The organism is Pseudemcibacter aquimaris (assembly GCF_028869115.1).
GTDB classification, from domain to species: domain Bacteria; phylum Pseudomonadota; class Alphaproteobacteria; order Sphingomonadales; family Emcibacteraceae; genus Pseudemcibacter; species Pseudemcibacter aquimaris.
On record NZ_CP079800.1, the window covers coordinates 157,954 to 182,880 of the forward strand.

At 43.4% G+C, this 24,927-nt stretch carries 26 protein-coding genes, 1 other RNA gene and 1 riboswitch; of the genes, 7 read left to right on the plus strand and 20 right to left on the minus strand.

The features are described from left to right. Positions 1–9: 9 nt before the first annotated feature. On the plus strand, positions 10–1,527 hold the full coding sequence (locus tag KW060_RS00700) for an amidohydrolase family protein (protein ID WP_249036847.1): 1,518 nt from the start codon (positions 10–12) through the stop codon (positions 1,525–1,527). Here KW060_RS00700 and KW060_RS00705 read toward each other — a convergent pair whose 3' ends face one another. The 3 genes from KW060_RS00705 to KW060_RS00715 are packed head-to-tail and all read right to left on the minus strand — an operon-like array spanning position 1,528 to position 4,499. Then, positions 1,528–2,340: a carbohydrate ABC transporter permease gene (locus KW060_RS00705; RefSeq protein WP_249036556.1), complete on the minus strand. Its 813-nt coding sequence runs from the start codon at positions 2,338–2,340 to the stop codon at positions 1,528–1,530. It abuts the gene before it with no gap. Between the two features lie 10 nt (positions 2,341–2,350). Then, positions 2,351–3,226 carry a carbohydrate ABC transporter permease gene (locus tag KW060_RS00710; protein ID WP_249036557.1) on the minus strand — a complete coding sequence of 292 codons (876 nt, stop codon included), beginning with the start codon at positions 3,224–3,226 and terminating at the stop codon, positions 2,351–2,353. Continuing rightward, on the minus strand, positions 3,219–4,499 hold the full coding sequence (locus KW060_RS00715) for an ABC transporter substrate-binding protein (protein ID WP_249036558.1): 1,281 nt from the start codon (positions 4,497–4,499) through the stop codon (positions 3,219–3,221). The genes KW060_RS00710 and KW060_RS00715 overlap by 8 nt, the downstream gene beginning before the upstream one ends. Positions 4,500–4,581: 82 nt before the next feature. Between KW060_RS00715 and KW060_RS00720 the strand changes: the two genes are divergently transcribed. Together KW060_RS00720 and KW060_RS00725 are read left to right on the plus strand one after the other, a co-directional pair. Further along, entirely contained in the window at positions 4,582–5,154 is a 573-nt protein-coding gene (locus KW060_RS00720; protein WP_249036559.1) for a phosphoribosyltransferase, read from the plus strand. Continuing rightward, positions 5,154–5,477, plus strand: coding sequence for a DUF1905 domain-containing protein (locus KW060_RS00725; protein WP_249036560.1), 324 nt, complete (start codon positions 5,154–5,156; stop codon positions 5,475–5,477). The genes KW060_RS00720 and KW060_RS00725 overlap by 1 nt, the downstream gene beginning before the upstream one ends. Here KW060_RS00725 and KW060_RS00730 read toward each other — a convergent pair. Then, positions 5,472–5,723 (minus strand): CBU_0592 family membrane protein, encoded by a 252-nt coding sequence (locus KW060_RS00730; protein WP_249036561.1) that lies wholly within the window; start codon positions 5,721–5,723, stop codon positions 5,472–5,474. The genes KW060_RS00725 and KW060_RS00730 overlap by 6 nt on opposite strands. Positions 5,724–5,822: 99 nt before the next feature. After that, the gene (locus tag KW060_RS00735) at positions 5,823–6,305 is read right to left on the minus strand and encodes a SixA phosphatase family protein (protein ID WP_249036562.1); all 483 of its coding nucleotides are present in this window, start codon (positions 6,303–6,305) and stop codon (positions 5,823–5,825) included. 323 nt (positions 6,306–6,628) lie between these two features. On the opposite strand from KW060_RS00735, the gene KW060_RS00740 reads away from it, so the two are divergent. Beyond that, positions 6,629–8,098 carry a hypothetical protein gene (locus tag KW060_RS00740; protein ID WP_249036563.1) on the plus strand — a complete coding sequence of 490 codons (1,470 nt, stop codon included), beginning with the start codon at positions 6,629–6,631 and terminating at the stop codon, positions 8,096–8,098. Positions 8,099–8,139: 41 nt separating this feature from the next. Here the strand turns inward: KW060_RS00740 and KW060_RS00745 are convergent, their stop codons facing one another. The 4 genes from KW060_RS00745 to KW060_RS00760 are packed head-to-tail and all read right to left on the minus strand — an operon-like array spanning position 8,140 to position 12,449. Further along, positions 8,140–9,414 carry a trans-sulfuration enzyme family protein gene (locus KW060_RS00745; protein WP_249036564.1) on the minus strand — a complete coding sequence of 425 codons (1,275 nt, stop codon included), beginning with the start codon at positions 9,412–9,414 and terminating at the stop codon, positions 8,140–8,142. 33 nt (positions 9,415–9,447) lie between these two features. Further along, positions 9,448–10,269 (minus strand): rhamnulose-1-phosphate aldolase, encoded by an 822-nt coding sequence (rhaD, locus tag KW060_RS00750; RefSeq protein WP_249036565.1) that lies wholly within the window; start codon positions 10,267–10,269, stop codon positions 9,448–9,450. Between the two features lie 9 nt (positions 10,270–10,278). Continuing rightward, complete coding sequence (locus KW060_RS00755) at positions 10,279–11,034, minus strand: MTAP family purine nucleoside phosphorylase (RefSeq protein ID WP_249036566.1); 756 nt, start codon at positions 11,032–11,034, stop codon at positions 10,279–10,281. Continuing rightward, complete coding sequence (locus KW060_RS00760) at positions 11,034–12,449, minus strand: rhodanese-like domain-containing protein (protein ID WP_249036567.1); 1,416 nt, start codon at positions 12,447–12,449, stop codon at positions 11,034–11,036. The genes KW060_RS00755 and KW060_RS00760 overlap by 1 nt, the downstream gene beginning before the upstream one ends. Positions 12,450–12,526: 77 nt before the next feature. On the opposite strand from KW060_RS00760, the gene KW060_RS00765 reads away from it, so the two are divergent. Continuing rightward, positions 12,527–13,807: a VOC family protein gene (locus tag KW060_RS00765; RefSeq protein ID WP_249036568.1), complete on the plus strand. Its 1,281-nt coding sequence runs from the start codon at positions 12,527–12,529 to the stop codon at positions 13,805–13,807. After that, complete coding sequence (locus KW060_RS00770; protein WP_249036569.1) at positions 13,804–14,673, plus strand: hypothetical protein; 870 nt, start codon at positions 13,804–13,806, stop codon at positions 14,671–14,673. The genes KW060_RS00765 and KW060_RS00770 overlap by 4 nt, the downstream gene beginning before the upstream one ends. 80 nt (positions 14,674–14,753) lie before the next feature. Here the strand turns inward: KW060_RS00770 and KW060_RS00775 are convergent, their stop codons facing one another. The 10 genes from KW060_RS00775 to ffs all read right to left on the minus strand — a co-directional run bounded on the left by KW060_RS00775 (position 14,754) and on the right by ffs (position 22,869). Next, positions 14,754–15,233, minus strand: a complete 480-nt coding sequence (locus KW060_RS00775; RefSeq protein WP_249036570.1) for a RidA family protein — start codon at positions 15,231–15,233, stop codon at positions 14,754–14,756. 24 nt (positions 15,234–15,257) lie between these two features. Next, positions 15,258–15,776 carry a Rid family hydrolase gene (locus tag KW060_RS00780; protein WP_249036571.1) on the minus strand — a complete coding sequence of 173 codons (519 nt, stop codon included), beginning with the start codon at positions 15,774–15,776 and terminating at the stop codon, positions 15,258–15,260. Positions 15,777–15,896: 120 nt separating this feature from the next. Further along, positions 15,897–16,298: a c-type cytochrome gene (locus tag KW060_RS00785; RefSeq protein WP_249036572.1), complete on the minus strand. Its 402-nt coding sequence runs from the start codon at positions 16,296–16,298 to the stop codon at positions 15,897–15,899. A gap of 104 nt (positions 16,299–16,402) precedes the next feature. Continuing rightward, positions 16,403–18,019: a flavin monoamine oxidase family protein gene (locus tag KW060_RS00790; RefSeq protein ID WP_249036573.1), complete on the minus strand. Its 1,617-nt coding sequence runs from the start codon at positions 18,017–18,019 to the stop codon at positions 16,403–16,405. A 290-nt stretch (positions 18,020–18,309) separates the two neighbouring features. After that, positions 18,310–18,627, minus strand: coding sequence for a DUF7009 family protein (locus tag KW060_RS00795; protein ID WP_249036574.1), 318 nt, complete (start codon positions 18,625–18,627; stop codon positions 18,310–18,312). Between the two features lies 1 nt (position 18,628). Then, positions 18,629–19,609 (minus strand): GTP 3',8-cyclase MoaA, encoded by a 981-nt coding sequence (gene moaA / locus KW060_RS00800; protein WP_420833139.1) that lies wholly within the window; start codon positions 19,607–19,609, stop codon positions 18,629–18,631. Then, positions 19,592–19,727, minus strand: a riboswitch (molybdenum cofactor riboswitch). (Overlaps the previous gene by 18 nt.) 127 nt (positions 19,728–19,854) lie before the next feature. Continuing rightward, positions 19,855–20,463, minus strand: a complete 609-nt coding sequence (gene recR / locus KW060_RS00805) for a recombination mediator RecR (protein WP_249036576.1) — start codon at positions 20,461–20,463, stop codon at positions 19,855–19,857. Positions 20,464–20,466: 3 nt separating this feature from the next. Beyond that, positions 20,467–20,790 carry a YbaB/EbfC family nucleoid-associated protein gene (locus KW060_RS00810; RefSeq protein WP_249036577.1) on the minus strand — a complete coding sequence of 108 codons (324 nt, stop codon included), beginning with the start codon at positions 20,788–20,790 and terminating at the stop codon, positions 20,467–20,469. Positions 20,791–20,848: 58 nt separating this feature from the next. Next, a complete protein-coding gene (locus KW060_RS00815; RefSeq protein WP_249036578.1) occupies positions 20,849–22,660 on the minus strand; it encodes a DNA polymerase III subunit gamma/tau in 1,812 nt (603 codons plus the stop codon). 113 nt (positions 22,661–22,773) lie between these two features. Further along, an RNA gene (gene ffs / locus KW060_RS00820) (signal recognition particle sRNA small type) lies at positions 22,774–22,869 on the minus strand. Between the two features lie 109 nt (positions 22,870–22,978). Here ffs and nudC point away from each other — a divergent pair. Next, on the plus strand, positions 22,979–23,869 hold the full coding sequence (nudC, locus tag KW060_RS00825) for an NAD(+) diphosphatase (RefSeq protein ID WP_249036579.1): 891 nt from the start codon (positions 22,979–22,981) through the stop codon (positions 23,867–23,869). A 2-nt stretch (positions 23,870–23,871) separates the two neighbouring features. Here nudC and KW060_RS00830 read toward each other — a convergent pair whose 3' ends face one another. After that, positions 23,872–24,732 (minus strand): prephenate dehydratase, encoded by an 861-nt coding sequence (locus KW060_RS00830; RefSeq protein WP_249036580.1) that lies wholly within the window; start codon positions 24,730–24,732, stop codon positions 23,872–23,874. Between the last annotated feature and the right edge of the window lie 195 nt (positions 24,733–24,927).

Genomic DNA, 24,927 nt, shown 5'->3' on the forward strand with positions numbered 1-24,927 from the left:
TTGAATAAAATGAATATACTGAAATATGTTGGTTTAATTTCGTTATCATCTGGTTTACTTATATCCTGTTCTGAACATGATCTTGCGAATATTAAATTAGCGGCGCATCTTAAAAAATTTGATCAGGCGAAAGAACTTATTAGAGAGCGTAATTTTCATTCAAGTAATCCCATTTCACGTGAGGAGTGGGAAGAATTTTTAAAAGTTGACCCTTCTGATGAATTTACCGATATTGAAATGGGCTTGCTTCGTGAAAATCAACGTTTGATCATTGAAGCAAGCAAAGCAACCGCGATCAGAAAATCGGCAATTGATGTTGAACCACTGCGGAATGATCCCGCGGCACTCGCAGAATTTTGTCATGCTATTCCAAAAGGGGGCATGCTGCATGTTCATCCATATGGATTATTTACCAGACCTGTTATTGAAGAAATATTGAATGAATATAATCCGGTGATCGAACCGGAAAAGTTTATCACCACCATTAGTAATAATGGGCAAGTGTTATATGATCATGAACTGGACGCGTTAAGAAGCTTGCCGGGGAGCGCAAATTTCCTTGATTTATCTGATGCCGATAGAAGCCTGTTTATAGATTTCTTCTTTTTGCCAACTGATCCGGTATCCCATGATTTTACTAGGTTTGACGCAATTTTTGCCTTTGTCATATGGATGGTCGAGGATGATTATCTGGATACAAAGATGGAAAAACTGTATCTGGATTTCCTCGCCCGCGCAGCAGGTCACGGCATCAGTTATATTGAATTTACCAATGGTTTTTCACCGGAACTTTCCAGCATTGAAAAGCTTGATGCCTGGTCAGAGAAATTCTTTAATGAAACGGGTGTGGTCGTTAGGTGGAACCTTGGCCAGTTAAGGTTTTTACCAGCAGAAATGAACGCGGAAATGATCCGTAAATGGAACGAATTACTCGCTGAAAATCCATCGACAAGCATTGTCGGGACCGATCTTTATGCCATTGAACGCGGCAATCCGGCGCTTGAAAAAGCGCAGAATGCCTATGGATATTTAAGTGGTTATAATTGGGAAAATCAGGATCACCCATTAAAGATGACCATGCATGCGGGGGAAATGGGAGATCCGCGTAACGTCAGGGACGCGATGATCATGGGTGTATCGCGCATTGGTCATGGGGTTCTTTTGGATGAAGATTTAATCAATATTGAATATGCAAGAAACCTTGGTATCGGTATTGAAATGAATATCAACAGTAATCATCAATTAAGTGTTCACGATAAAAATGCTGCGCCGCATCCATTTTTAAAATTCTTGCGTCTTGGTATTCCTGTTAGTCTTTCCACCGATAACGACGGTATTTTTGACACCAATATTTCCAAAGAATGTATCGCAGCCGTCAGCACGACTGATGTGACCTACGCCGAACTTCAGCAAATGAGCTTTAATAGTATTTCCACAAGTTTTGCCAATGCCAAATATAAAGATATTTTGACCAATAGATTACGTCAAAGCTTCACACTGTTTGAACAGGAATATTTAAACCGCTGATTATCCCTTAACCGCGCCGGCGGTTAAGCCTTGCACGATGAATTTCTGAATGTATGCAAAAAAGATACAAACCGGAATCAGTGCGAGGATCATGGCGGCCGCCATTTGCCCCCAATCCACAGAAAATTTGGTGACAAAATTCATAATCCCAGCCGGAAAAGTCATCTGCGACTGGCGGCTTATGAACATAAGTGCGAATAGAAGTTCCGACCATGCGGCGGTAAACACAAACCCAAGCGTCGCACCAATGCCAGGCAGGCATAATGGAATGGTGACTTTTTCTAATGCTTGAAAACGTGTATAGCCATCTATCATAGCCGCTTCTTCAAGCTCAATGGGTAATCCATCAAAGAATGACTGCATCAAGAAACAGGCAAACGGCAAATTAAACGCGGTATAAACAAGAATAAGTCCCGCGATATGGTCCACCAAATTAATATAGGTCAGCACATTATAAATTGGCGCAATGATCATCACGATCGGGAACATTTGCGTAATAAGCAAGATAGTCATGATGGCCGTGCGGCCTTTAAAATTAAACCGTGATAACCCATACCCCGCAAGACAGGCAATCACGGTCACCAATATGGCCGTTGAAAAAGACACGATGAAACTGTTTAGGAAATAATCGGGGAAGCTTCCCTCGATGAGCACGGCGTAATAATGATCCCATGTTATCTCACTTGGCCAAGTGGTAATGCCTTCGCTAAATAAAAGCCTGTCTGGCGTAAGCGATATTTTCAGCATCCAGAAAACAGGAAACAGGGTAAAGATAAGAAAACCGACAATGAATGCATATTTTGAACTTTTCATTTCCGCCTCCCTAAAAATACGTTGTCATACGTTGTCTGATGCGCCCTAATATCAGGCCATAAACAAGCAAAAGGCTCATCAATGCAATGGATATTACGGATGCGTAACCAAAATCCATTTCCTGATAAGCGGTGTCATAAATATAGGTGGCGACAATCTGTGTTGAATTGGCGGGACCACCATTGGTCATGACGATGATTATTTCCGCAAAATTGGCTATCCATATGGCTCGTACCAGTAGCGTAATGATTATTGTTGGCGCAATTAGCGGTATTGTAATATGGCGAAATGCCTGAAATCCGCTAATGCCATCGATTTGGGCAGCTTCATATATATCGTTTGGTATGGACCTTAATGCCGCAAGCAGCATGATGGTGAAAAACGGGATACCAAACCACACATTGGCCGTGATTGGCCCCCACATGGCAAGATCAGGATCACTTAAGATATTTTCCGGCTCTTGTAATATACCCACAGCTTCGAACAGATATGGCAGTGGTCCTGTCACCGGATTAAACATCCATACCCACATCAAACCAATTAAAAAGGATGGCACAGCCCAGGGGATAAACAGCACCGGTTGAATGAATTTAACCCCCTTAAAGCCACTGTTTAAAATAAGCGCCAGCAATAACCCGAGCGTAAATTGGAAAAAAAGCGATGCACTTGTCCAGAAAAGCGTATTAAGCAAACTTTTGGTGAAAAGCGCGTCTTCACTTAATATCCGTTTAAATTGATCAAACCCCACATATTCCTTGGAGCCGGAAATTAGATCAAAATCATAAAAGGCGTATGTGATCCCCGTGACCAACGGCACAAGCACCATCAGGAATATAAACAAGAGCGTCGGCGCAAGATAAAGCCATGGTTCACGTATGTTATTCATTGGCCTTTAACCACCTTTTTTGAGATGCACTTAAAAAATCAGCCCAGGCGCGCGCCGTTTCTTCCGGTGTTTGTTCACCAAGCATCATGGCTTGGCCGCTTTGGACAACTTCGATGCTGTCAAATTCTGCGATATCCGGTAAGTAATTGGGATTAATCATATAATTCCAGCGGTCATCCTGTGTGGTTTCAAGCCATCCTGCGCCAATGTCACCACCCGCGAATATATCTTTCGCGAGGTTCTTATAAATAGGCACAAGTCCCGAACGTCTTGCCCATGCTTCGTGCTGTTCCCGTTCAAGTAAGTGACGAACCAGTTTAAAGGCCGCATCCTTTTTCGTTGATCCTTCCATCACGGACCAGCCGATATACCCTAAATGTGGGAAGCTTTTCCCCGATGGGCCAAGCGGCATTGGCGCCGATGCATATTCATCATCATTCATTCTTTTTCTTAAGCTCGTAAGCGCATCGGGCGTTTGATGAAGCATGGCACAGGTGCCGCTATAAAAACCGGAAACGGTTTCATTTAAGCCCCAGTTAAGGCTGTCTTGTGGTGCATAGCCGTTTTGATAAAGATCACGAATAAACGTCAGGCCATCAATGGCCCCCTGATCATAAAATGTGCTGTTGCCATCCTGATCAAAAAATTCATTTTTGCCGTTCATCGTGTTCATGATCCAGTAATAAAAAACAGCACCCCCGCGTCCGCCATGATGGCAATACCCGCTTGTGCCGGGCAGCTCGGAAATCTTCGCGGCCGTTTGATAAAATTCATCCATGGTCAGTGGTGGTTTTGAAATGCCGGCCTCGCGGAATATTTTCTTGTTATAAAGCATCGCCCGTAAGTAATAACCATAAGGCACCGTGTAAATGCGGTCATGAATGCTACCATATGCAAAGGTATCCTGTTCCAGATCAGCATCAAATGTTTCACCGGAAAGATAATCCGTCATATCGGCCACTTGTCCGGCACTGACATAACGGGATAACCAGAAATCTGGCATTTCAATCACATCGGGAATTTGCCCGCCCGCGATCATCATGCTTAATTTTTCAAAGGCCTGCCCCCATGAAAGCGAGATAACATCGACCTTAAGACCCGGGTTTTCCGCCTCGAAACTGTCGAGCTGTGATCTTAATAATCCGGTGCGTTCGGCGGATGTATTGACCTCGACAATCAGTAACCTGTTGGGGTCACGGTCGCGGTCTAATGCCGCCTGCCAACCGACAGCCGCCAAAATAATAATCACCAAAATGAATGCAATGCGAACCATGCGAGCATTCTATCAATCATCGGCAAGAATGGAATTCCTTTTTTATATTATGGGCGTTATAGTACGCGGGAAAGGGAATAATATGGATAAAGTTTATATCACAGCAGACGAACTGATGAGCGCGTCACTGAAACTTGGGGAACAGATTATCCGCGATGGGTTTCGTCCGGATTTTATCGTCGGTGTCTGGCGTGGCGGCACACCCGTGGGCATTGCCGTTCAGGAATTGATGGATTTCTGTGATATAAAATCAGACCATATCGCCATTCGCACCGCGAGCTATACGGGTATTGGCAAACAGGATAAAAACGTCCGTGTTTACGGCCTTCATTATCTGGTGGAAAATATGAATGCGGATGATAGCTTGCTTATTCTCGATGATGTATTTGATAGCGGACGCAGCATTAAAGCGATCATCGAAGAGCTTAAAAATCAAATGCGCAAAAACATGCCGACCGATTTACGGGTGGGTACGGTTTATTATAAACCAAATAAAAACATGACCGACCGCGTGCCGGATTATTATACCCATAAAACCGAAGACTGGCTTATTTTTCCCCATGAACTGGATGGCCTTTCTGACGAGGAAATATTATCCAATAAACAGGACGCTGAAATGCTTGTCGCGCTCCGCAATGATTGCAGCGGGTCATAATGGAAGAACTGGATTTTGAAATAACGGCCCCCATGTGGATTTATCAAGGCAAGGGCGCATGGCATTTCATCACCATTGACGGGGAAGAGGCCGCAAAAGTGCGCTTTTTCACGGACCCCGCCAACACGGGCCGAAAACGCCGGGGCTGGGGTTCGGTGAAGGTCACGGCCACCATCGGCAATACCACATGGGAAACCAGCATGTTCCCAAGCAAAGATTTAGAAGGGTATGTCTTACCCATCAAAAAGGACGTCAGAAAAGCAGAAGGCATATTCGCCGAAAATGACGTGACCGTTAGGCTTAAGGTCAAAACCGGATTATGACCGACTTTTTTTAATCGCTTGAAAAATACCAAATAAACTGATCATCAACCACGCAATTTCAATCACGAAAGACGCCATGTTGAAACTGACCGTTAATGAGATCAGAATGAATATAGCCCCAAGCGCATTGACCAAAGAATAAAGCAACGATTTCACATCCATACGGTCCAATTGCACCAACGAATAAACAACTAAAATCATCACAACACCAGTCATCCCGATGATATCAAAAATCAATGTGGTCATAGCACTGCTTTCAACAATGAGGTTCCTTGAGGGGGGAGGCCGTAAGGCCGGGGGGAGCTCAAGTAGCGAGGGCCACGAGCGGTAGATCCCCCCATTAAACTAAAAACTCGTCTGAAACTGCGTCAATGTCGCCTTGCCATCCTTGATCACGACCTTGAACATTTGCTCGTAATCTGTTTCCGCAAGTTTTGGTTGCTTGGTACCGGAAAGCAGTGACGCGAGATCGGGTGTTGATGAACTATGGGCGACGATCAGAAACGTACCGTCCAGTGATTTTAACATATCCGCAAAGCCGGAAAGATCATCTGTGCTGAAAAGCTCAACCGCGACACCCCTGTCGGCGGCGGTTGGTGTTGCAGTCATTACGGTGCGGTAAGTTTCCGTTGAAAAGACCCGTGAAATCGGTTCATCTTTTAACATTTTAACGATATGTTCCGCGCGCTTGACGCCCTTTTCGGTCAGGATCGGGTTATCCCCATCCTGCTTTTCCGCATGACGCACCACATAATAGGTCCCATCCGCCTGCGCAATCTGCACCATCCCAAACAGGGCCACTAAAATGAATGCAACAAATCTTTTCATGAATAAACTCCGGTAAAAAATGAATTACCTGCACTTTAACCATCATTCACGATAATGTCACCCCCCGAAGACCTTGATCATCAAGGTCTGAGAACGGCGCTTCTGCGCCGCGCGAACGTTTTCGCGGAGGGGGAGCGCGCGAGCGCGGGGGCAACGCCCCCATCAAACAAAGAAACTTTACACACTCAAGCGGTAAGAATCCTCGAAGTGGAAAAAATTATCAAGTAGAGACTAGCAATTTGATTTTCATACATTGATTGAAATTTGACACGTACAAATTTTGTTAATAGAATTACTAGAAATTACTTTAAGGGGGGACTAGATTGTCTAATATTGAAAAATTAACCTTATATATTGAAGAAAATTTGAGAGCTACAGTAAATTCTGGTATGGATTTTGTAGACCCTAAGAATTTTAAAAAGAAACTACTTTCTAAGCAAAATCATGTTGTCTTTGGTAGAAGAGGGGCAGGAAAATCATCATTAGTATCTTCTATTAATGACCAAAAAAAATATGCTTTTATTTATATTAATCTAGAAGATTATAAAGATATTAGTTTTCCAAATATTATTTTATATGTTTTAAAGACATTGATTGAACAATTAATTAAGGTCTCTAGAGAAGAAAGACCTCTCTATAAATGTAACTTTAAAGCATCAATCTTTAGAAGACATTTAAATCAAGTATTAAAAGATATTAATTTAGAAATACAAAAACCAGATTTTCAAGAAACTGACCTAAAAGAAAGAAATCTATCCGAAAATGGTGGTGCGGGTGAAATAAGTGGTAAACATGCAAGTGCTAGTTTAACAGGAAAAAAGTTGAGAGAGAAGGAAACTTCTACTAGTGTTTCCTATTATAAAATAGAAAATTTAAAATTAACTATAAATAAATACCAAAAGGTTTGTAACGATTATAGCAAAGCCAATGATGGGCAATTTATCTTTTTGATATTAGATGATTTTTATTTTTTAAAAAGGAATACTCAAGCATATTTTGTAGATTTCTTTCATCGAATATCAAAAGGGACATCTTTATATTTAAAAGTAGCTACAATTAAACATAGAAGTACTCTTTATGTCCAAGAAGATGATTCATATATTGGAACTGAATTAGGTCATGATATTTATGATATAGATTTAGATTATACATTAGATAAGTTTGATGATTTACAAGTTTTTATGAAATTCTTATTAGAGCATTCAATTGAGAAGAGTGGCGCATTAGGATTAAAGATAAATGAGATTTTTGCCGGAGATTCATTTAAACAATTGTGTTTAGCTTCTGGTGGGGTACCGAGAGATTTTTTATCTCTATTTGTAAAACTTATTCAATCAAAGCCTGAAGGTGAAAAAATTAATAAGATTCAGGTAACTGATGAAGCAATCTCATCAATTAGAAAAAAAATGGAGGGTATCGGAAAAGATTCAGAAGAAGATGCCAATTTATTAGAGAAATATTTACAAGAGATAAAAACCTTTGTTTATCATGATAATAGAACAAATGTATTTTTAGTTTCTAAGGAAGATTTGGAAAACATTAGAGAGTTTAGGCAGGCATTAAAAGAACTTGTAGATTTAAGGTTAATTCATATTATCCATATAAATACAAGTTGCGCACCTAGCGATGGTAAAAGATATGAAGCATATATGATTGATGTTGGTTTATATGACAATTCTAGGCCTATGAATTTCACATATGTGGAACCAGGGGCTGCAGATGATAAAGGGCGTAAAGATAGAATGAGAGCATCACCTAAGTTAAAATTGGATAGATTCTTAAAACTGAGTTAGTTTGTTTTATAGCGATTACAAACAATAACTTTTGCTGTCTCCTACCTAACAACCCCCATCGCCTGCTCAAGATCAGCAATCAAATCTTCCACATTCTCGATCCCTACGCTCAAACGAATAATGCTGTCCGTAATCCCCGCGATTTCACGTTCCGCTTTTGGGGTGGCGCTGTGGGTCATGCTGGCGGGGTGTTGGATTAGGCTGTCTACATTTCCGAGTGACACCGCAAGTGTCGGGACGGTCAGGGCATTGGTGAAGGCTTTGCCGTTTTCCGCGCCGCCGTTTTTGCCGTCATGCAGTTCAAAAGATAGCATGCCGCCGAAACCGTTGATCATTTGCGCTTTTGCTTTTTCATGGCCCTTGTTTGATTTTAGACCCGGGTAGTAAACGGCTTTAACCTCGTCACGGGCTTCTAACCATTCGGCGATGGCTTGCGCGTTTTCCGCGTGGCGCTGCATGCGGATTTCAAATGTTTTTAGGCCGTTATTAATCAGCCATGTGTCTTTCGGGCTTGGGGCCACGCCCAGCATTTTATAAGTTAACCCCACGCCTTGTCCGCCAGGGTGCATGTAATCAAGGTGGGTGCTGACGATGGCGCCGCCGATGATTTGGCCGTGACCGGAAATATATTTGGATGTTGAATGAACAATTACATCAACACCGAAATTTAACGGGCGCTGGTGAAATGGGGTCGCGAATGTATTGTCGGCAAACACCCACATGCCGTGTTGGTGGGCCTTGTCACACAGTGCTTTTAAATCAATCACTTCCAGTTTTGGATTGGACGGTGTTTCCACAAACACCAGTTTGGCGTCCGGATGGGCGTTGATTGCGGTTTCTAACCCTTCGCGGCTGCAATCGGAAACCCACATGACCTCGATCCCCAACCTTGGGGCCAGTTCATTGAAAAATTTAAAAGTGTTGCCATATAGGCCCATTTGAACAATGGCCTTATCACCGGCGCCGATGTGGGCGAGCACAGCCGCGGATGTGGCACCCATGCCGGATGATGTCACTTTACCCATGACGATTTCATTTGGTTCTTTGTCCGGGTTAGCCTTGATTAAATCGATCCCTTCCATATAGGCGATTTTATTGGCGAGATGATCATAATTGGGGTTGTGGGTGCGGGTATATGCGTAACCCTTAACGCGGCCCGCGAAAACATCGGCGGCGTCATCGACCGTGTCAAACCCAAAGGTAGACGTCTGATAAATCGGCATTTGATGGGAATGGCGGTCATGAATGCCTTCGCCCACGTGGTTTACGATGGTGCCCATGCCGGCGTCTTTTGATACTTTTCCGTCTTTGCTCATTTTAATGTCTACCTTTATTAATACTTTTATAATTTAATCTTTATCTTTAAATGCGTTTTTATATCTGTCGGTGCGGCCGAAATATTCCATTGATTTATCAAGGTCCTCGCCGCGCATGCCGTCGACGCTTAGGCCGGATTGTTTTAATGTCCAGAATATATCGGCGGCTTTTTCGACGACCTCAAGCTGGTCAAATGCGTGGGTGAGGGACGTGCCGACACTTAACGCGCCATGCATATGCCACAGGATCACATTGCGGTGTTTAACTTCTTCCGCGCTTAACAGGCCGAGCTCTAAACTACCCGGTACCTGAAACGGTAAGTGGCCGATGCCTTCCGGTAATTGGATGCGAGCCTCGCTTTGAAGTCCTAATATACAGTCGCTTAAGACCTTTGGGTCATGGAATTCCGGGATATGGGTCAGCGATATTAATTTTACCGGATGGGTATGGACAATGGCGCGATATTCCGGGCGGCTTAACATAAATTCATTTTGAATGGCGCAGTGGCTTGGCATTTCGCTGGTGGGGCGGTTGTTGCCGATAATCCACTGATATGATTTGCCGTCGTCGGCGATTTTATATAATCCGACGCCCTCTTCCGGGATTAAGGCAATATCACGGGAACGGGTGCCCGATCCGGTGATCAACAAATACTGACCGCCCAGTGCCGCAACCGTTAACGGCAGTGGCACGGGGTCACTATCAGGATTTCTTAAAATTTCCGGAATGTTTTCCGCATCAATCCTAAGGGACAGATTGCCGCCTTCTGCTTCTGACCAGCCCTTAAAGGCGAGCCATTCACAGATTTCTGAAAAATCATCAAGCGGTGTGATATTTTGAAATGTTTCCTGCATAAAATCCCCCTAAAGCAAAATTGGTGCTTCGCACGCATCGTCGGTGGTGGATTTTAAGACATCCAGCATCAAACGCACCATATTTTCTCTTACCTCATCAATGTTGCCCTCGTGAATGGTTATTTTTTCCTCTAACCCGGCCGCAAGGTTAATGGGTAATGCAACCGCACCCATTACCATGCCAAGCTCACCAGCAAGGTATACTTCCGGGCATCCGGTCATACCAACCACATCACCGCCCAGCATTTGATACATTTTAATTTCGGCCGGGCTTTCAAAACGGGGGCCGTTTGTCGCCACATAAGTGGCACCGTCATTGACCCTGATATTATGTTTATCCGCCAGTTCGATTGCCTTGGCGCTCATCACCGGGCAGTATGGGATGCTCATTTCCACGTGGCCGATGCCGCGTTCGATGGTGTCAAAGAAACTAAATTCACGGCCATTTGTGAAATCAAGGAAATCCCGCATAATCGCCAGTTCCATGACCTGATATTTGGCGGTGATGGACCCAACCGCATAGGTGGCCATGATGCGTTTAACGCCTGCGTCTTTTAATGCCTTCATATTGGCGCGGTAATTAACGCGGTGGGGTGGGGTCGTGTGATCCACACCGTGGCGGGTCATGAAAATGATATCGGCGTAATCCCCTTTACCCTGATAATAGACGGCCTCACCATATTCATTGGTAACGCGGACTTCATCAATTTCGATACCGGGCAGGTTATAAATCCCCGTGCCGCCAAGAATTGCTGCTTTTGACATTACCATTCCTTTAAATTCTTAAGTGTGTAGGGGCTGACGACACCCGATGTGGTTACCACACCGGATACATATTTCGGTGGTGTGATATCGAATGTCGGGTATCTTGCACCCACGTCATCACGGGTTGTTGGCTGGCCTAGCGCCTGCCTGATTTCCGCGGGGTCGCGTTCTTCGATCACGATGTCATCGCGGCTTAATTTATTATCGTCACGCCCCCACGCAAACGCGAAATAGGGGATATCATGGGCATGCGCGGTGATGGCATTTTGGTATGTGCCGATTTTATTGCACACATGGCCATCAACCGTGATTAGGTCGGCGGCGGTGATATATTTATTGATTTTGCCTTCGCGCATGATGTGTGCGGGCATATTGTCGGTGATCAGGTTGGCTTCAATACCCAGTTCCGTGATGCTTGGCGCGGTTAATTTGGCACCCTGTAGGTATGGTCTTGTTTCCGGGACGTAAGCGGTGATATTTTTACCGTCACGTTTTGCGAGCGCCAGTGACAGGATAAATCCGGCTTCACCAAAACACATGGTTAGGATCCCGTCACCATCATCAATTACATCGGCCATGGCACGGGCGCGCAGGGCGTAATTATCATAAATGCTGTTTTTAATGCTTTCGATTTTATTTTTAATCGCGTCATCAACGCTGATACCATTTTCGTCCGCAAGGCGGGCCGCTTCAAGAACCTCATCAAGGCGTAATGACATGGCGGTGTTGGTTGGGCGGGTGGCGACCAATTCATCGCGGGCCGTTTTTAACGCATCCGGCCCGTCATTTGCAACAAACCGTAATGCATTAACCGCCGCCATCCATGGGCCGCTTCCTTGTGTGACCATGTCTTTAATTGCGGTGGCGACATCGGTGACGGATGCGCATTCATGCATGACCTTTTCAAATGGGTATTTGCGGCGGTCACCGATCAGCACTTTATCGCCATCGAACCTTGCGATATTGTCCGGGTTAACCACAAACGGCAGCAGATCATAAATGCCCTCTTTAACGGCGGGTGATTTTCCGGCGCGTTTTGGCACAACGGCGCCATTTTCCTTAACCCATTTGCTAAAACCGCCATCGATGTGACAGATATTTTCCACGCCGACATCTTGTGCGGCCTTGGTCGCAAGTGCACTGCGCCAGCCAGATTTACAGTAAAAAATGAACTTATTACCGGAGGCAAAAATTTTCTTGTAATAAGGGCTTTGCGGATCGGCCCAAAATTCAATCATGCCGCGCGGCATATGATATGCGCCGGGAATGGTTCCTTCCGCGTCCAGTTCACGCACATCGCGAATATCCACGAATGTGTTATTGGGATCATCAAGCATTGATTTTGCCTGATCCACGCTGATGGTTTCAATTTCCGCATTTGCGGCCTGGACCATTTCCTTAGAAGTTTTTGCCATGTGTTATATCTTTATTCTGTCACTCATTTACGTTAAGGTTTGAACATAAACCTAAAATAAAATAATGGGAATAACTAATGCTTAAAAAATGGGGTACGTCGTTACTTGTTTTATCTTCTATGTCCGTGATGGCTTGTGCGCAAGATAGCACGGTGAACAGCAGTGACACGCAGTTTCTTGTGGTGGGTAAAACCGCCAATTACAGACAAGACCGAAATTCTGAAAATCAGGAAATGATCAATTATCATTTCTTCGCTGAAATTTTCGTGAAAGAGGGCGGCGCGGTTACGGATGGAACCCTTGCCAATGCGGGCATTGATACCATGAATTTCGCGGATCACCCAAGCGTACTTGAAACGCATGGCGGCCGTTATGAAACGGAAGCCGATCTCGATGCATTATATCCAGATGGGGATTATAATTTTACCTATACGGAAACGGGGAATAATACCCTTAATATCCCTGTGAATTTAAGCAAGAAAGCAGACGGAAAAACCCGTATCCCTGCGGCGCCCGTGATTACATTCAAGCAAGACGGCGGTGTCGTGAATTCATATGATATTGATCCGGAAAAGGACCTTAATATTTCATGGACACCATTTACAGAGGGGGGCTCGGACGAAAATGGCTTTGTTGATGATCTTGTGTTCGCGGTGGTTGGGAACTGCAAGGGCGAAAAAATATCCCATTCTGGTGTGCCGTTTGGCGGCGGGGCGCATTTGACCTACGCTGATACGGATGTGACCATTAGCGCGGATCTTCTTAATCCCGGCGAAGTATATTCAGTTTCCGTTGAACATGCGGTGATGGACACAAATTATGTGGGCAATGTACCAACCATTGCCACTTATGCATCCACGTCTTTCTTGGATTTTAATACGACAGGGGAAAATGTTGGCGGTTTGCAGTGCACGGAACTGCCGGTTCAGATGGACAAAGGACAAACAGACAGGAGCTTAAAAGGAACCATGGATTTACCAACAATCGATGAACAAATCACAATGCTTTATTATTCAGCAGATGATTGGGAAAAGGCCGTTAATTTCTATGGTCGTGATCTGTCATTAGAAGCCACATATGATGATGACTGGGTTAAAATTTATAAGCTTAACGCCGGTGCGTTCGTTGGGGTCGTGAAAGACAGCGATGGTGGTTTTCATAAACCCAACCCGGATAGTGCGGTGATGGTCAGCATTGTTTCAAAAAGTGTTGATGATTGGTATGGTGCGATCCTGAATGCCAAGAACATCAAAATTGAAAAAGAAATCGAAACCCATCAGGGTACACCAATTCGTGCCTTCCTGATCCGTGACCCGGGTGGTTATACGGTTGAATTTTTCCAGTGGATGAACCGATGAAAAGGTTACTTTTAACGACGGCTCTTTTATCATTAAGCCTGCCCGTAATGGCGCAGGATAGCCATCCTGATATTTCATTTATTCCAATTGGCAAGGCCGTCAACTTGAGGCAGATGAATGACGGTGAAACCAAGGTTTTAAATTATCATTTTTATGCTGAATTATTCATCAAAGAAGGCGGATCGGTAACCGATGCCAAGTTTACCGGTAACGGTAAAACCGTGGATTTTGATCTTATTGATAACATGCTTAAGGTAAAAGGGGATCGTTATAAAACCCGTGAAGAAATGGACGTCAAATATCCTGATGGTGAATATCATTATAATTTTAAAACCAGCGACGGTAAAAACCATGATTTGAAATTTATGGTCGGTGGTGAAAATGGGGATAGAACCATTCCTGATTTCATCAAGGTCACTTTTAAACAAGGCGGCATTCCGGTTTCGCAGGATAATATTAATCCGGATAAAGACCTGACAATAACATGGTCACCCTTTAGCAGTGGGCGTGCTGATCCGAACGGTATTATCGATGATATGATTTTTGTATCCGTTACAGATTGTCACGGTAACCGCGTTGATCATAGCGGTACGGCGTTCACGGATCGTGGGGCGATGACATTTCGTGAAACTCAATACCGCCTGCATGCGGATCAATTAAAAGCGGGGATGATTTATCCGATTTTTGTTGAGCATGTGAAAGCAGACACCCTTGATCAGGACGGTATAAATGGCATGGTTGCCAATGCAACGACTGTATTTGTGGATGTAAAAACCACCGGTGAAAATATGGGGGATGCTTGCCCGGCATTATTGCCGCAAATGGAACCGGGTCAAACCGACAGACCGGGGAAATATCAGGGTTAAGAAATTGAGAGTCGTAAAATAAAAAAGACGCTGAAAATAATCAGCGTCTTTTCTTTTGCAATCAAGAATTAACTTGAAGTTTATTTGGTTCTCGCACCACGTACGTCGATTTCTACGAGCCAGCCATCAACAGCCAGACCGGAAATTTCAACAACGGCACGAACTGGTTTATTTGGATTTTCTTCTGTACCGAAAAATTCACGGTATGCAGTGTTAAAACCTGCGAAATCCATTTTACCCATTGCCGGATCAGCAACAAGATACACACGAACCATTACAAGATCACTCATGCTCCAGCCTGCTTTTTCAACGGCTTCTTTGATCTTTGTGAATGTGCTGCGTGCTTGTTCTTCTGTTGAACCGTAACGTGCTACACCTTCTGCGTCTGGGTTAATGGCGCCTGGGCCTTTACCAGATACATAAAGCTGATCCGCACCAGCAGGTACTTCGATCGTTGAATAGAAATGACGACCTTCGTCGATACGTGTAATTTCCTGTGCGTTTGCAGTCACGGTTAGCGCAGCAAAGGCAGCAAGTGCAATTTTAAAGAATTTAGTCATAATGATTTCTTCCTTCGTATCTTATTATTTTGGCATGCGGATGGCGCGTGCTTCAACTTCAACCAACCAACCTGGTACAACAAGTGAATGAATACCTACGAATGTACGTGATGGAAGGTTTGTGTTACCGCTTGTTGAATTTTCACCGAAATATTCACGGTATGCTTTGTTGAATGCTGCTGAATCAACTTTGCCGTCTTCACCCGGTACACCATAAATACGAAGCATAACAACATCGCTTAGTGACCAACCAGCGTCTTCAAGCTGAGTTTTGAAAGATTCGAAAATTGCTTTACCTTGTTCATACATATCGCCCGGCTTACATTCGTCGCCTTTTGCTTGGCGCTCTTCGCGTGTCATGCAACCTTCGCCCCACGCGTGGTTACCTTTACCACTCATGTAATATGTTTCTGCACCAGCAGGGATTGCGATACCTGGATCTAGGAAACCTTTACTTGTTCTTTCGATTTCTTGTGCATTTGCAGAAAAAGCAGTTAGACCACCGATAACCAGTGCCGCTGCGATTTTAGTTAGTTTAGACATTGTTTTCTCCCTAGGAATTTATTTTTCAGCATCTTCATGCAAGGACGGAAGATAGCTTATAGGATTAAAAAAAAATCGCAATGAAATCTGTTTGAAATCATTGCGATTTTTCATGAATTTTTAGTTACCAGGACCGAAGCCGTCGTCTTCTTCCGCAATTTCTTCATAGGCGACGTCCATTTCTTCTTGTGTAATCTCACCGCCTGCATTGCCCCAACTGTTTCGAATGTAGTTAACGATCGTTGTTAGTTCGTCAACCTCAAGATCGCTGATGAAGGTTGGCATTCCTGCACGGCCTTCAAGAAGCAGATAAATAAGTTCTTCTTTATCGCCAAGAACAAACTCATTTCCTTTTAGCGCAGGATAGATATCTTCATATCCTTCACCACCTGGTTGATGGCATGCTTCACAAAAATCAGTATAGATTTGTGCGCCTTCTGCAGAATGATCTTGCGCATTTGCGTTTGAAATAATTGTCGTTGCGCCCATTAAAGCAACTAGTAACTTAAAGTAATTTTTCATATTCACCACACTATATATTATATATATTTATTATTAATCGTTACATTATATCATTATTTGATATTAATGTGACGACATTATGTCCTCAAAATCAAGATATCAAATTATCCTTGTTGTGCAACACGTTTGTCGATAACTTCCATTGTAGACCACGCACCTTCAATCGCACCAGCCATCCAGCCACCAAGAGCAGGGGAGGCGATGTTACCTGAAACAAAGATACGATTATCACCTTTATGCACAATTGGGAATGCACGTGTGCGTCCACGGCGTGTCCAGTTTTCCCAACCTGCCAGTGCATATTTCATCTTGTGCCATGCCACTGACATCGCTTCGCCAGTGAAATGTTTTCTATATTTGCCAGGGTGAACTTTTTCACCAACTGATAATGCAAATTCAATCCGTTCTGACATGGAAAGATTACTGATCGGAACAGATTGACCGCCAATTGGGTAATAACCAAGAATAACACCAGTATCACCATGTGCCTGACCAAATAGGTTGCCTGATGGATAAGCCAAAATGCGGTGACCAGGAATATCAGTGCTTGTTACACCGCCATAAATCATTTCTTCCTGTTCCCAGAAACGATGATCCATTTCAACACCGATTTTACAAGCCGGATTACCGTTTGTGGCCTTCATCGCGTTCGCAAAATCTTCGCTTAAGTTAATATTCATTTTCTGCATCACACCAAGTGGAGCAGTTGAAATCACATAATCAGCTTCTTCTGTTCGAACACGGCCATTTTGAGTATTTTTATAAGTAACCTTAACACCGTTATCGTCTTGAACCACATCTGTGACTTCAGAATTATAACGAATTTGGTTTTTCTTAAGTGCATTTTTCAAACCTTGCGCGATCTGATCCATACCGCCAACGGCTTGGAACATAACCGGTGGATGATCGGCCGTTTCATTGCGTGCTGCAGGCGTAATTGAAAGCGCATCCGCAAGGGCAAATGGCTCTGATAGTTCACCAAAGTTTGTTCCAGCACCTGGATAAACACTGTGGCCACGGGCGCGGTTTGCGCGGTAGTTAAGTTCGCGTGAATTGATTAGTCCGGAACGACGCAGGTTTTCTAGTAATTTTTCTTTATCTTCTTGTGAAATCAGCTGATCAAGACCACCTTGGTCAGCAACCTTTGCAAGGAGTTCAGTTGAATAACCTTTGAAATCTATATCTGCAAGTTCCTGACGGACAGGCTGACCTTTAAAGGCACCTTCTTTATTTTCATAATAGTAATAAGATTTACCTGATTTATTTACGAGCACTTCAAGGGGAACACCAAGCGTGCGGCAATAATAAATGGTTGATTTATGTTCGGCAGGGATACGCCATGGACCATAGTTCACATAGTTCCCATCTTGGAAATTACAAACTTGTTTTTCGCCGCCGATTTCTTCGATCACATGGCCTTTACGGGCGGATACACAACGGCCACCAGCATAATCGAGTGCTTCGATAATTTTCGTTTTGTAGCCCTTTTTTGACATTTCATAGGCGAGAACCATACCGGCAAGTCCGGCACCAAGAATAATAACCTTTTTACCATTACCATCTGTGGACATTTCTGGCGGGCGATCCACTTCGGATGCAAAACCCATGTCCCAGCCTTGTAATGCAGTCATTACAGCTGCTGTGCCACCGATCATGCCAACAGATTGCAAGAAAGAGCGTTTCGTAATAGCGGTAGGTTGTGAATTCTCAGTCTTTGTCATTTTGTTCCCTTAAAATTATGCTTTAGAATACTTATTTCATCACGTGACTAGGATCACATGATGTTTTAATTTTTTAAAAAATCAGAATGTTACATTATGATATAACATATCTATGAAAATTATGCAAATAATGTATTTGTCCCTGATCGGAATGGGGTTATTGGTAATTTCTTATAATATTAAGAACCATTGCCATCAAAAGGTATAACCCCTTCCTAAGCCCCGTAAAATAACGCTTTTTTATCAAAATAAAAGGGGAAAATTCAAAATAAATATAAATATTATTGGTTTTATTTATTTAGCGGTTTTTTCTTAATATCCACTTCGAAAACCAATTCATGGCTTTCCCCGTTATCTAATTGAAATTCAAAAGAAATACCTGATTTTGAAGGTTTATACTCACGTAGTAAATGATTCGGTAACTTAATTTGAAATCTATTATCTTTTACCATAAATGAGGGATCGTGATCAAGTTGGGCACTGATTGATATGTTTCCACCACCTGGAAAATGGGTAATTTGAGAAAGTTCACCCGTATCAAGGAAGGATTGAAATTCGGCCTTGCTCAGTCTTAATGTTGTTTTTTTAGGCTCTATCCTAAGCTTCATATTAGCCACCAGTTGATGACAGGTTTGTCATAATACCAGTGTTGCCGTCCTGTAGAAAATGTGATGATGCCTTGTAATCAAGTTGCTTTGAAATTGCGGCTTTTAGGTCATCTTTCTGATCATCGCTTTGTAACATATGGCGCAAAGGAATACCGACATTACCAAACAGACAAAGTCGTAGGTCGCCTGTTGAGGTAATCCTTAGACGGTTACATCCAGTGCAGAAATCTTTTGAATAAGGTGCGATTAAACCAATAGATCCTTTATAATCAGGATGGGTGAAATTGACGGCTGGGCCCGCACCAATTTGTCTTATGTTTTCAACCCAACCACGATCAATAAGTTGGTCTTTAACATAATCGGCACTTTGATGATATTTATTGAAATAAGTCAGGTTGTCACCTGTTTGCATAAGTTCAATATATCTGACGCTCACCGGCGTATCTTTCACATATTCAAGATAAGCATCTAGTTCATCATCATTGACGCCTTTTAAAAGAACGACATTGATCTTCACATCTTCGAAGCCGACCTCTAATGCTTTTTCGATGCCTTCGCGGACCTCTTGCATGCGGTCATGGCCAGTGATGTCATGAAATTTTTTCGCATTCATGCTGTCGATGCTGATGTTAATAGCATTTAAGCCAGCATCGCGCCATTCCGCCGCTTTTTCACGTAATTTATAACCGTTTGTGGTAAATGCCAATTTGGTGATTTCTGACTTTTCACCGATCATTTTGGCAATTTCGGTAAAATCCTTTCGGATTGTCGGCTCACCACCTGTGATTCTTATCTTCCAGACACCTAACTCAACGAAAGCATTCACAAGGCGCATAATCTCATCCTGGCGCAGGAATGATTTTTCATGATCTTTTTGATAGCCGTTGGGTAAGCAGTAACTGCAACTGAAATTGCAAACTTCGGTTATAGACAGCCGAAGATACGGAAAGGTTCTGTTATAATTGTCAACAAGCATGTTCATCTCTTTTCCAAGCACGGGAGGCCGGGACGTTTCCATCCAAACCCGGTGGGCGAACCCACGGCCTGACAACCATATCGTTATTGAGTTAGGCGTTCAGGCTTCAGAGTAAATAACTTATGACAGATTATTAAAATTTGCCGATAAGTCCAGTCACAAATATAAAAATCTTTGTGAATTTACAAATTAAGGATAATTGAAAATAAAGAGGTAAAATTGATTTAAGACAAGTTTTGACGCAAAAACCGTTAAAATGGTCTTCTTGAATTAAGGGCGGTCGTCAGTGTTCCGTCATCCAGATAATCAAGTTCCCCACCAATTGGAACACCATGTGCAAGGCGTGTGACCTCTATATCAAATGATTTTAATTGTTCTGTGATGTAATGCGCAGTTGTTTGGCCGTCCACAGTCGCGTTGGTGGCGATAATCACTTCTTTTAAATCAGGGTCGGCTGCGCGTTCGATCAATGTATTAATGTTTAGATCATCCGGACCAACGCCATCAAGTGCGGAAAGTGTGCCGCCAATCACATGATAAAGACCACGGTAAGAACCCGCCCGGTCAAGCGCCCAAAGATCTGATACATCCTCAATTACACAGATCGTTGATCTGTCACGTTTCGTGCTTTCACAAATATGGCAGGGGTTCTCAACATCCAGATTGCCACAAGTAGAGCAAGGGTGGACATTTTCCGCCACATCCGCAAGTGCACTGGATAGCGGCTTCATTAAGCTGTCCTTTTTCTTGATCAATTGAAGTGCCGCGCGTCTTGCTGAACGCGGCCCAAGCCCCGGAACCTTACCGAGGAGGCTTATTAAATGATCAAGTTCATTATTGTTAGAGGACGACTTATACATGATTTAAAATGGCAGGTTCATGCCTTCTGGCAACTGAAGACCGCCCGTCAGTTTGGCCATTTCAGTTTTGTTAAATTCATCAACCTTGCGTTTTGCGTCATTGAATGCGGCAACGATCAGATCTTGTACGATTTCAGCATCGTCGCTATTAAAAATGCTTGGGTCAATTTCCAAGCTGCGCATTTCAAATTTTCCGTTTAATCTGACACTAACCATTCCCCCACCGGCCGTGCCCATATGTTCTGATTTTTCAAGCTCAGCCTGCATTTCCTGCATTTTGGATTGCATTTCCTGGGCCTGTTTCATCATTTTACCAAGGTTTTTCATTTCTACTCTCTTTTAAAAATAAGACACCATTATTTAAATAAGGGGTGTAAAGGGTAAATTATTCTTCATCAAGCCCGAATTCATCGGGGCTGACGGAAAACTCCGTATCAAAAACTTGCGTTTCAAACGTAAACTCATCTTTGATTTTCTGAATATCAGAAATAGAGGCGCCTTCAAATGTTTCAATGATGGATTTTACCAGTTCATTATTTGAAACCATATCTTTCAAGGCTTCCTGTTCGGCGATCTCTTTTTGATAAAGGGTATCTTCACCGATTTCGTTTGATAAGGAAACGGCCCATATTTGACCAGTCCATTCTTTGAGTAACGCAGACATGCGACCCGTAAGGTTTTTAGGGGCACGTTCATTGGCACGAATATCAATTCGGCCTTGATCAAAGCTTACTGGATGAACGTTATCATTTAAATGAAATGCAATATCAGGTTCGCCTTTTTGTTCAAAAAGGGCTGCGAGTTCTTCAAAACTGGATATTGATATTGCATATCCACCGTCCGTTTGCGGAATTGGATCACTCACGCGTACTGCTGTTTGGCCACCTGATCCTTGAATAACATTAAAAGCATGTGGTGCACCGCCCATATCAGGCGAACCGTTGCTAATCGTCGTTTGCGCTTGTGCGGATGCGCCGCCGCCACCTGTTGATGGGGCAGCTCCGGCACCACTTGCTGCGGCCGCGGGATTGTTTTTAATTTGTTTTACCAACTCTTCCGGTGTGGGCAGGTTCGCACTATAAGTCAGGCGCACAATGACCATTTCTGCGGCTGAAATCGGGTTCGGTGAAACGCGCACTTCTTCCGTACCCTTAAGAAGCATTTGCCATGTCCGTGTCAGCACAGGGATTGAAAGGCCACCAGCCATTTCAAGGCCCTGTTTACGTTCTGCTTCTGATGTCACAAGATCGTCACCGGCATCCGGTACGACCTTAAGACGTGTAAGCCAATGTGTTAATTCGAGCATATCCTGAATGATTACGGCTGGGTCGGCACCATGATGGAATTGATGACGCAGTTTGGCAAGCGCATCAGCGGTTTTGCCCGCAAGAATATCATTATAAAGATCAAAAACCTGCGCCCTGTCAGCAAGTCCAAGCATATCACGTACTTGTTCTTCGCTAACTTTTCCTGCGCCGTGGGCAAAGGCCTGGTCAAGAAGGGATAATCCATCACGCACGGAACCTTCTGCTGCGCGTGCAATCATTGCAAGAGCTGGCTCTTCAATTTCGCAGTTTTCCTTTTCCGCGATATTGGAATAATGGTTCATAAGTTCTTCGATGGATACTCGGCGCAGATCGAAACGTTGACAGCGGCTTAAAACTGTAACCGGTACTTTTCTAATCTCGGTCGTTGCGAAAATAAACTTCACATGTTCCGGTGGTTCTTCAAGCGTTTTCAGAAGGGCGTTAAACGCATTACGGCTTAACATGTGCACTTCGTCGATGATGTAAATTTTATAGCGTGCAGATACGGATGCATATTTAACACCGTCAATAATTTCACGGATATCATCAACACCAGTGCGGCTGGCGGCGTCCATTTCCATCACATCGACATGACGAGATTCACTGATGGATACGCAATTTTCACATTCACCACATGGTTCAATGGTTGCTTCGCCATTGCCGTCTTTACCAATACAGTTAAGTGCTTTGGCAATAATTCTGGCGGTGGTGGTTTTACCAATACCGCGTACACCGGTCAGAATAAACGCATGGGCAAGGCGGCCTGTTTCAATAGCATTGGATAGGGTACGCACCATTGCGTCCTGTCCGATAAGTTCGGCAAAATCGACAGGGCGATATTTTCGCGCTAACACTCTGTAATGGGTATCGCCTTCGGTATTTTCTGCCATTGAATTGAATGTCCCTTGCTTAAATGAATCAGTTCACGAATGACTATAAAATCACTGCGTCATGATTGCTATAGGGATATGAAATTATTTTGAATTTTTTAGAAAAAAGAATGGTAAGTGAGAGATTGAACGACCCAGCGATCCCGTTGCGGCTGCTCCCTTCCGGGCCTGACCGGATTGGCGGGTAGACTGTCCGCCAATCTCTCGCGCTCTATATGGTCTTTTTTTAAAGTGATTTCAAGATAAATTTGTAATGATCAATAACATGGGTAGTAATTCATCAAGAAATATGTCACAGGTAACAAAAAAGGAGCCGTCATGTTTTTTGAAAATTCTTGTATTTTTGCAGAGTTTCCGCTGGATCCATGCGATCTATTGCGTGGAAATGAACATGAAATTTCAAAATTAAAAGAAAGCCAGAATGCCAGATATATTGGGTATTTGAACGGTGATATTCTATTATATGAGAACTATGATGTTTATTTCCTTGATGAACCAAGCCCTGATTCTGAGGTTATATTTTTAGGTAAGGATGACGAATATTCTTATTTTGCAGCAAATATTGATGAAAATTACCAAATTCCAGATGGTACAGAACTTATTGATATGCGTTCAATTGCAAATAAAGCATCAGAGAACGGATTTTCGGCGACACCATCATTATTGGCCCGAGGAAAGATGTTACTTGATTGGCATGCGCGGCACAAATTTTGTGCCAATTGTGGTTCAATAAGTGAATTACGTAAAGGTGGCTATCAACGATATTGTGAGAATTGCAATACGGAACATTTTCCGCGTATTGATCCTGTAGTGATTATGATGATCACCGATGGTGATAAATGTTTAATGGGGCGCAGCCCGCATTTTTTACCGGGAAGATATTCCGCGCTCGCCGGATTTATGGAACCTGGTGAAACCATTGAAGAAGCCTGCAGAAGAGAAGTTCTTGAAGAAGCAGGCATAAAGGTCGGTCATGTTGAATATATCAAAAGCCAACCGTGGCCATTTCCATCATCATTAATGATTGGTGTGATTGGTGAGGCGATCACCACAGAAATCGATATTGATAAAGATGAACTTGAAGACGCGAGATGGGTGAGCAAGGATGAAATCCGTGACGTACTTGCCACAGGCGGTGATGATCAATTTTCCGTGCCTGATAAGCTCGCGATCGCAAGGCATATTTTAGAGCAATGGGCTAATAGTTAAGATTAGCCGCGTTGATCAATGCGGTATTGTGACTGCGGGTAGCTTCCAAGAATTCTATATTCATCCGTATAGAATGATAGTTCTTCAAAAGCGTGTTTTACCCCTTCATCATCAGGGTGGCCCTCGATGTCAGCATAAAACTGGGTCGCGCAAATTTCCCCGTCAAGCTGATAGCTTTCCAACTTGGTCATGTTAATGCCGTTTGTGGCAAAACCGCCCATCACTTTATAAAGGGCCGCAGGTGTGTTTCGAACCTGGAAAATAAATGATGTCATTGTCGGTTGATCTTGCGGAAGATTGGTAAGAGGTTCTCTTGAAAACACAACAAAACGGGTTGTGTTGTGTTCGGCGTCCTCGATATCTTTTTTAATGCTTTCTAGGCCGTAAATTTCCCCGGCAAGTGATGATGCGATGGCACCAACAGTTGGATCACCCAGTTCGGCCACATGTTTTGCCGCGGCGGCTGTATCGGCGTAAACCTCTCTTTTAATGCCAAGCGCATCCATGGTTCTGCGGCATTGGCCAAGCGCTTGTTCATGACTTCTTACGGATTTAAGGTCTTCGACTTTGGTGCCTGGAATAACAAGCAGGTTATGATTAATTCTAAGGAAATGTTCCTTGATAATATGCAGATTGGAATGCGGGATTAAATAGTGGATATCGGCAACACGTCCCGCCACACTATTTTCAATGGGAATGGCGGCGTATTTTGCTTTTCCGTCATCAACAGCGGCAAGAGCATCTTCAAAAATGCGGCAAGGCAGAACCTCCATATCCGGAAACATTTGTTTTGCTGCCAGATTGGAATATGCACCAAGATCACCCTGAAAAGATATCAAATTATCGCTGTTGTTATTTGTCATTTTTAATGTCTCCAAAAATATCTCGGCAGTATTCATTTTTCTTATTATGCTGTCAATGAAAGACCTGAGATAAAAAATAATTATATTTTTTGTGTGTATATTAAGGATATTTAATGATTTTATGATTAAATCACCCTTGTCTCGGATGAAAAAAATATGTACATAAGGGGCATCGTGAAGAGTGATGATTCTGAT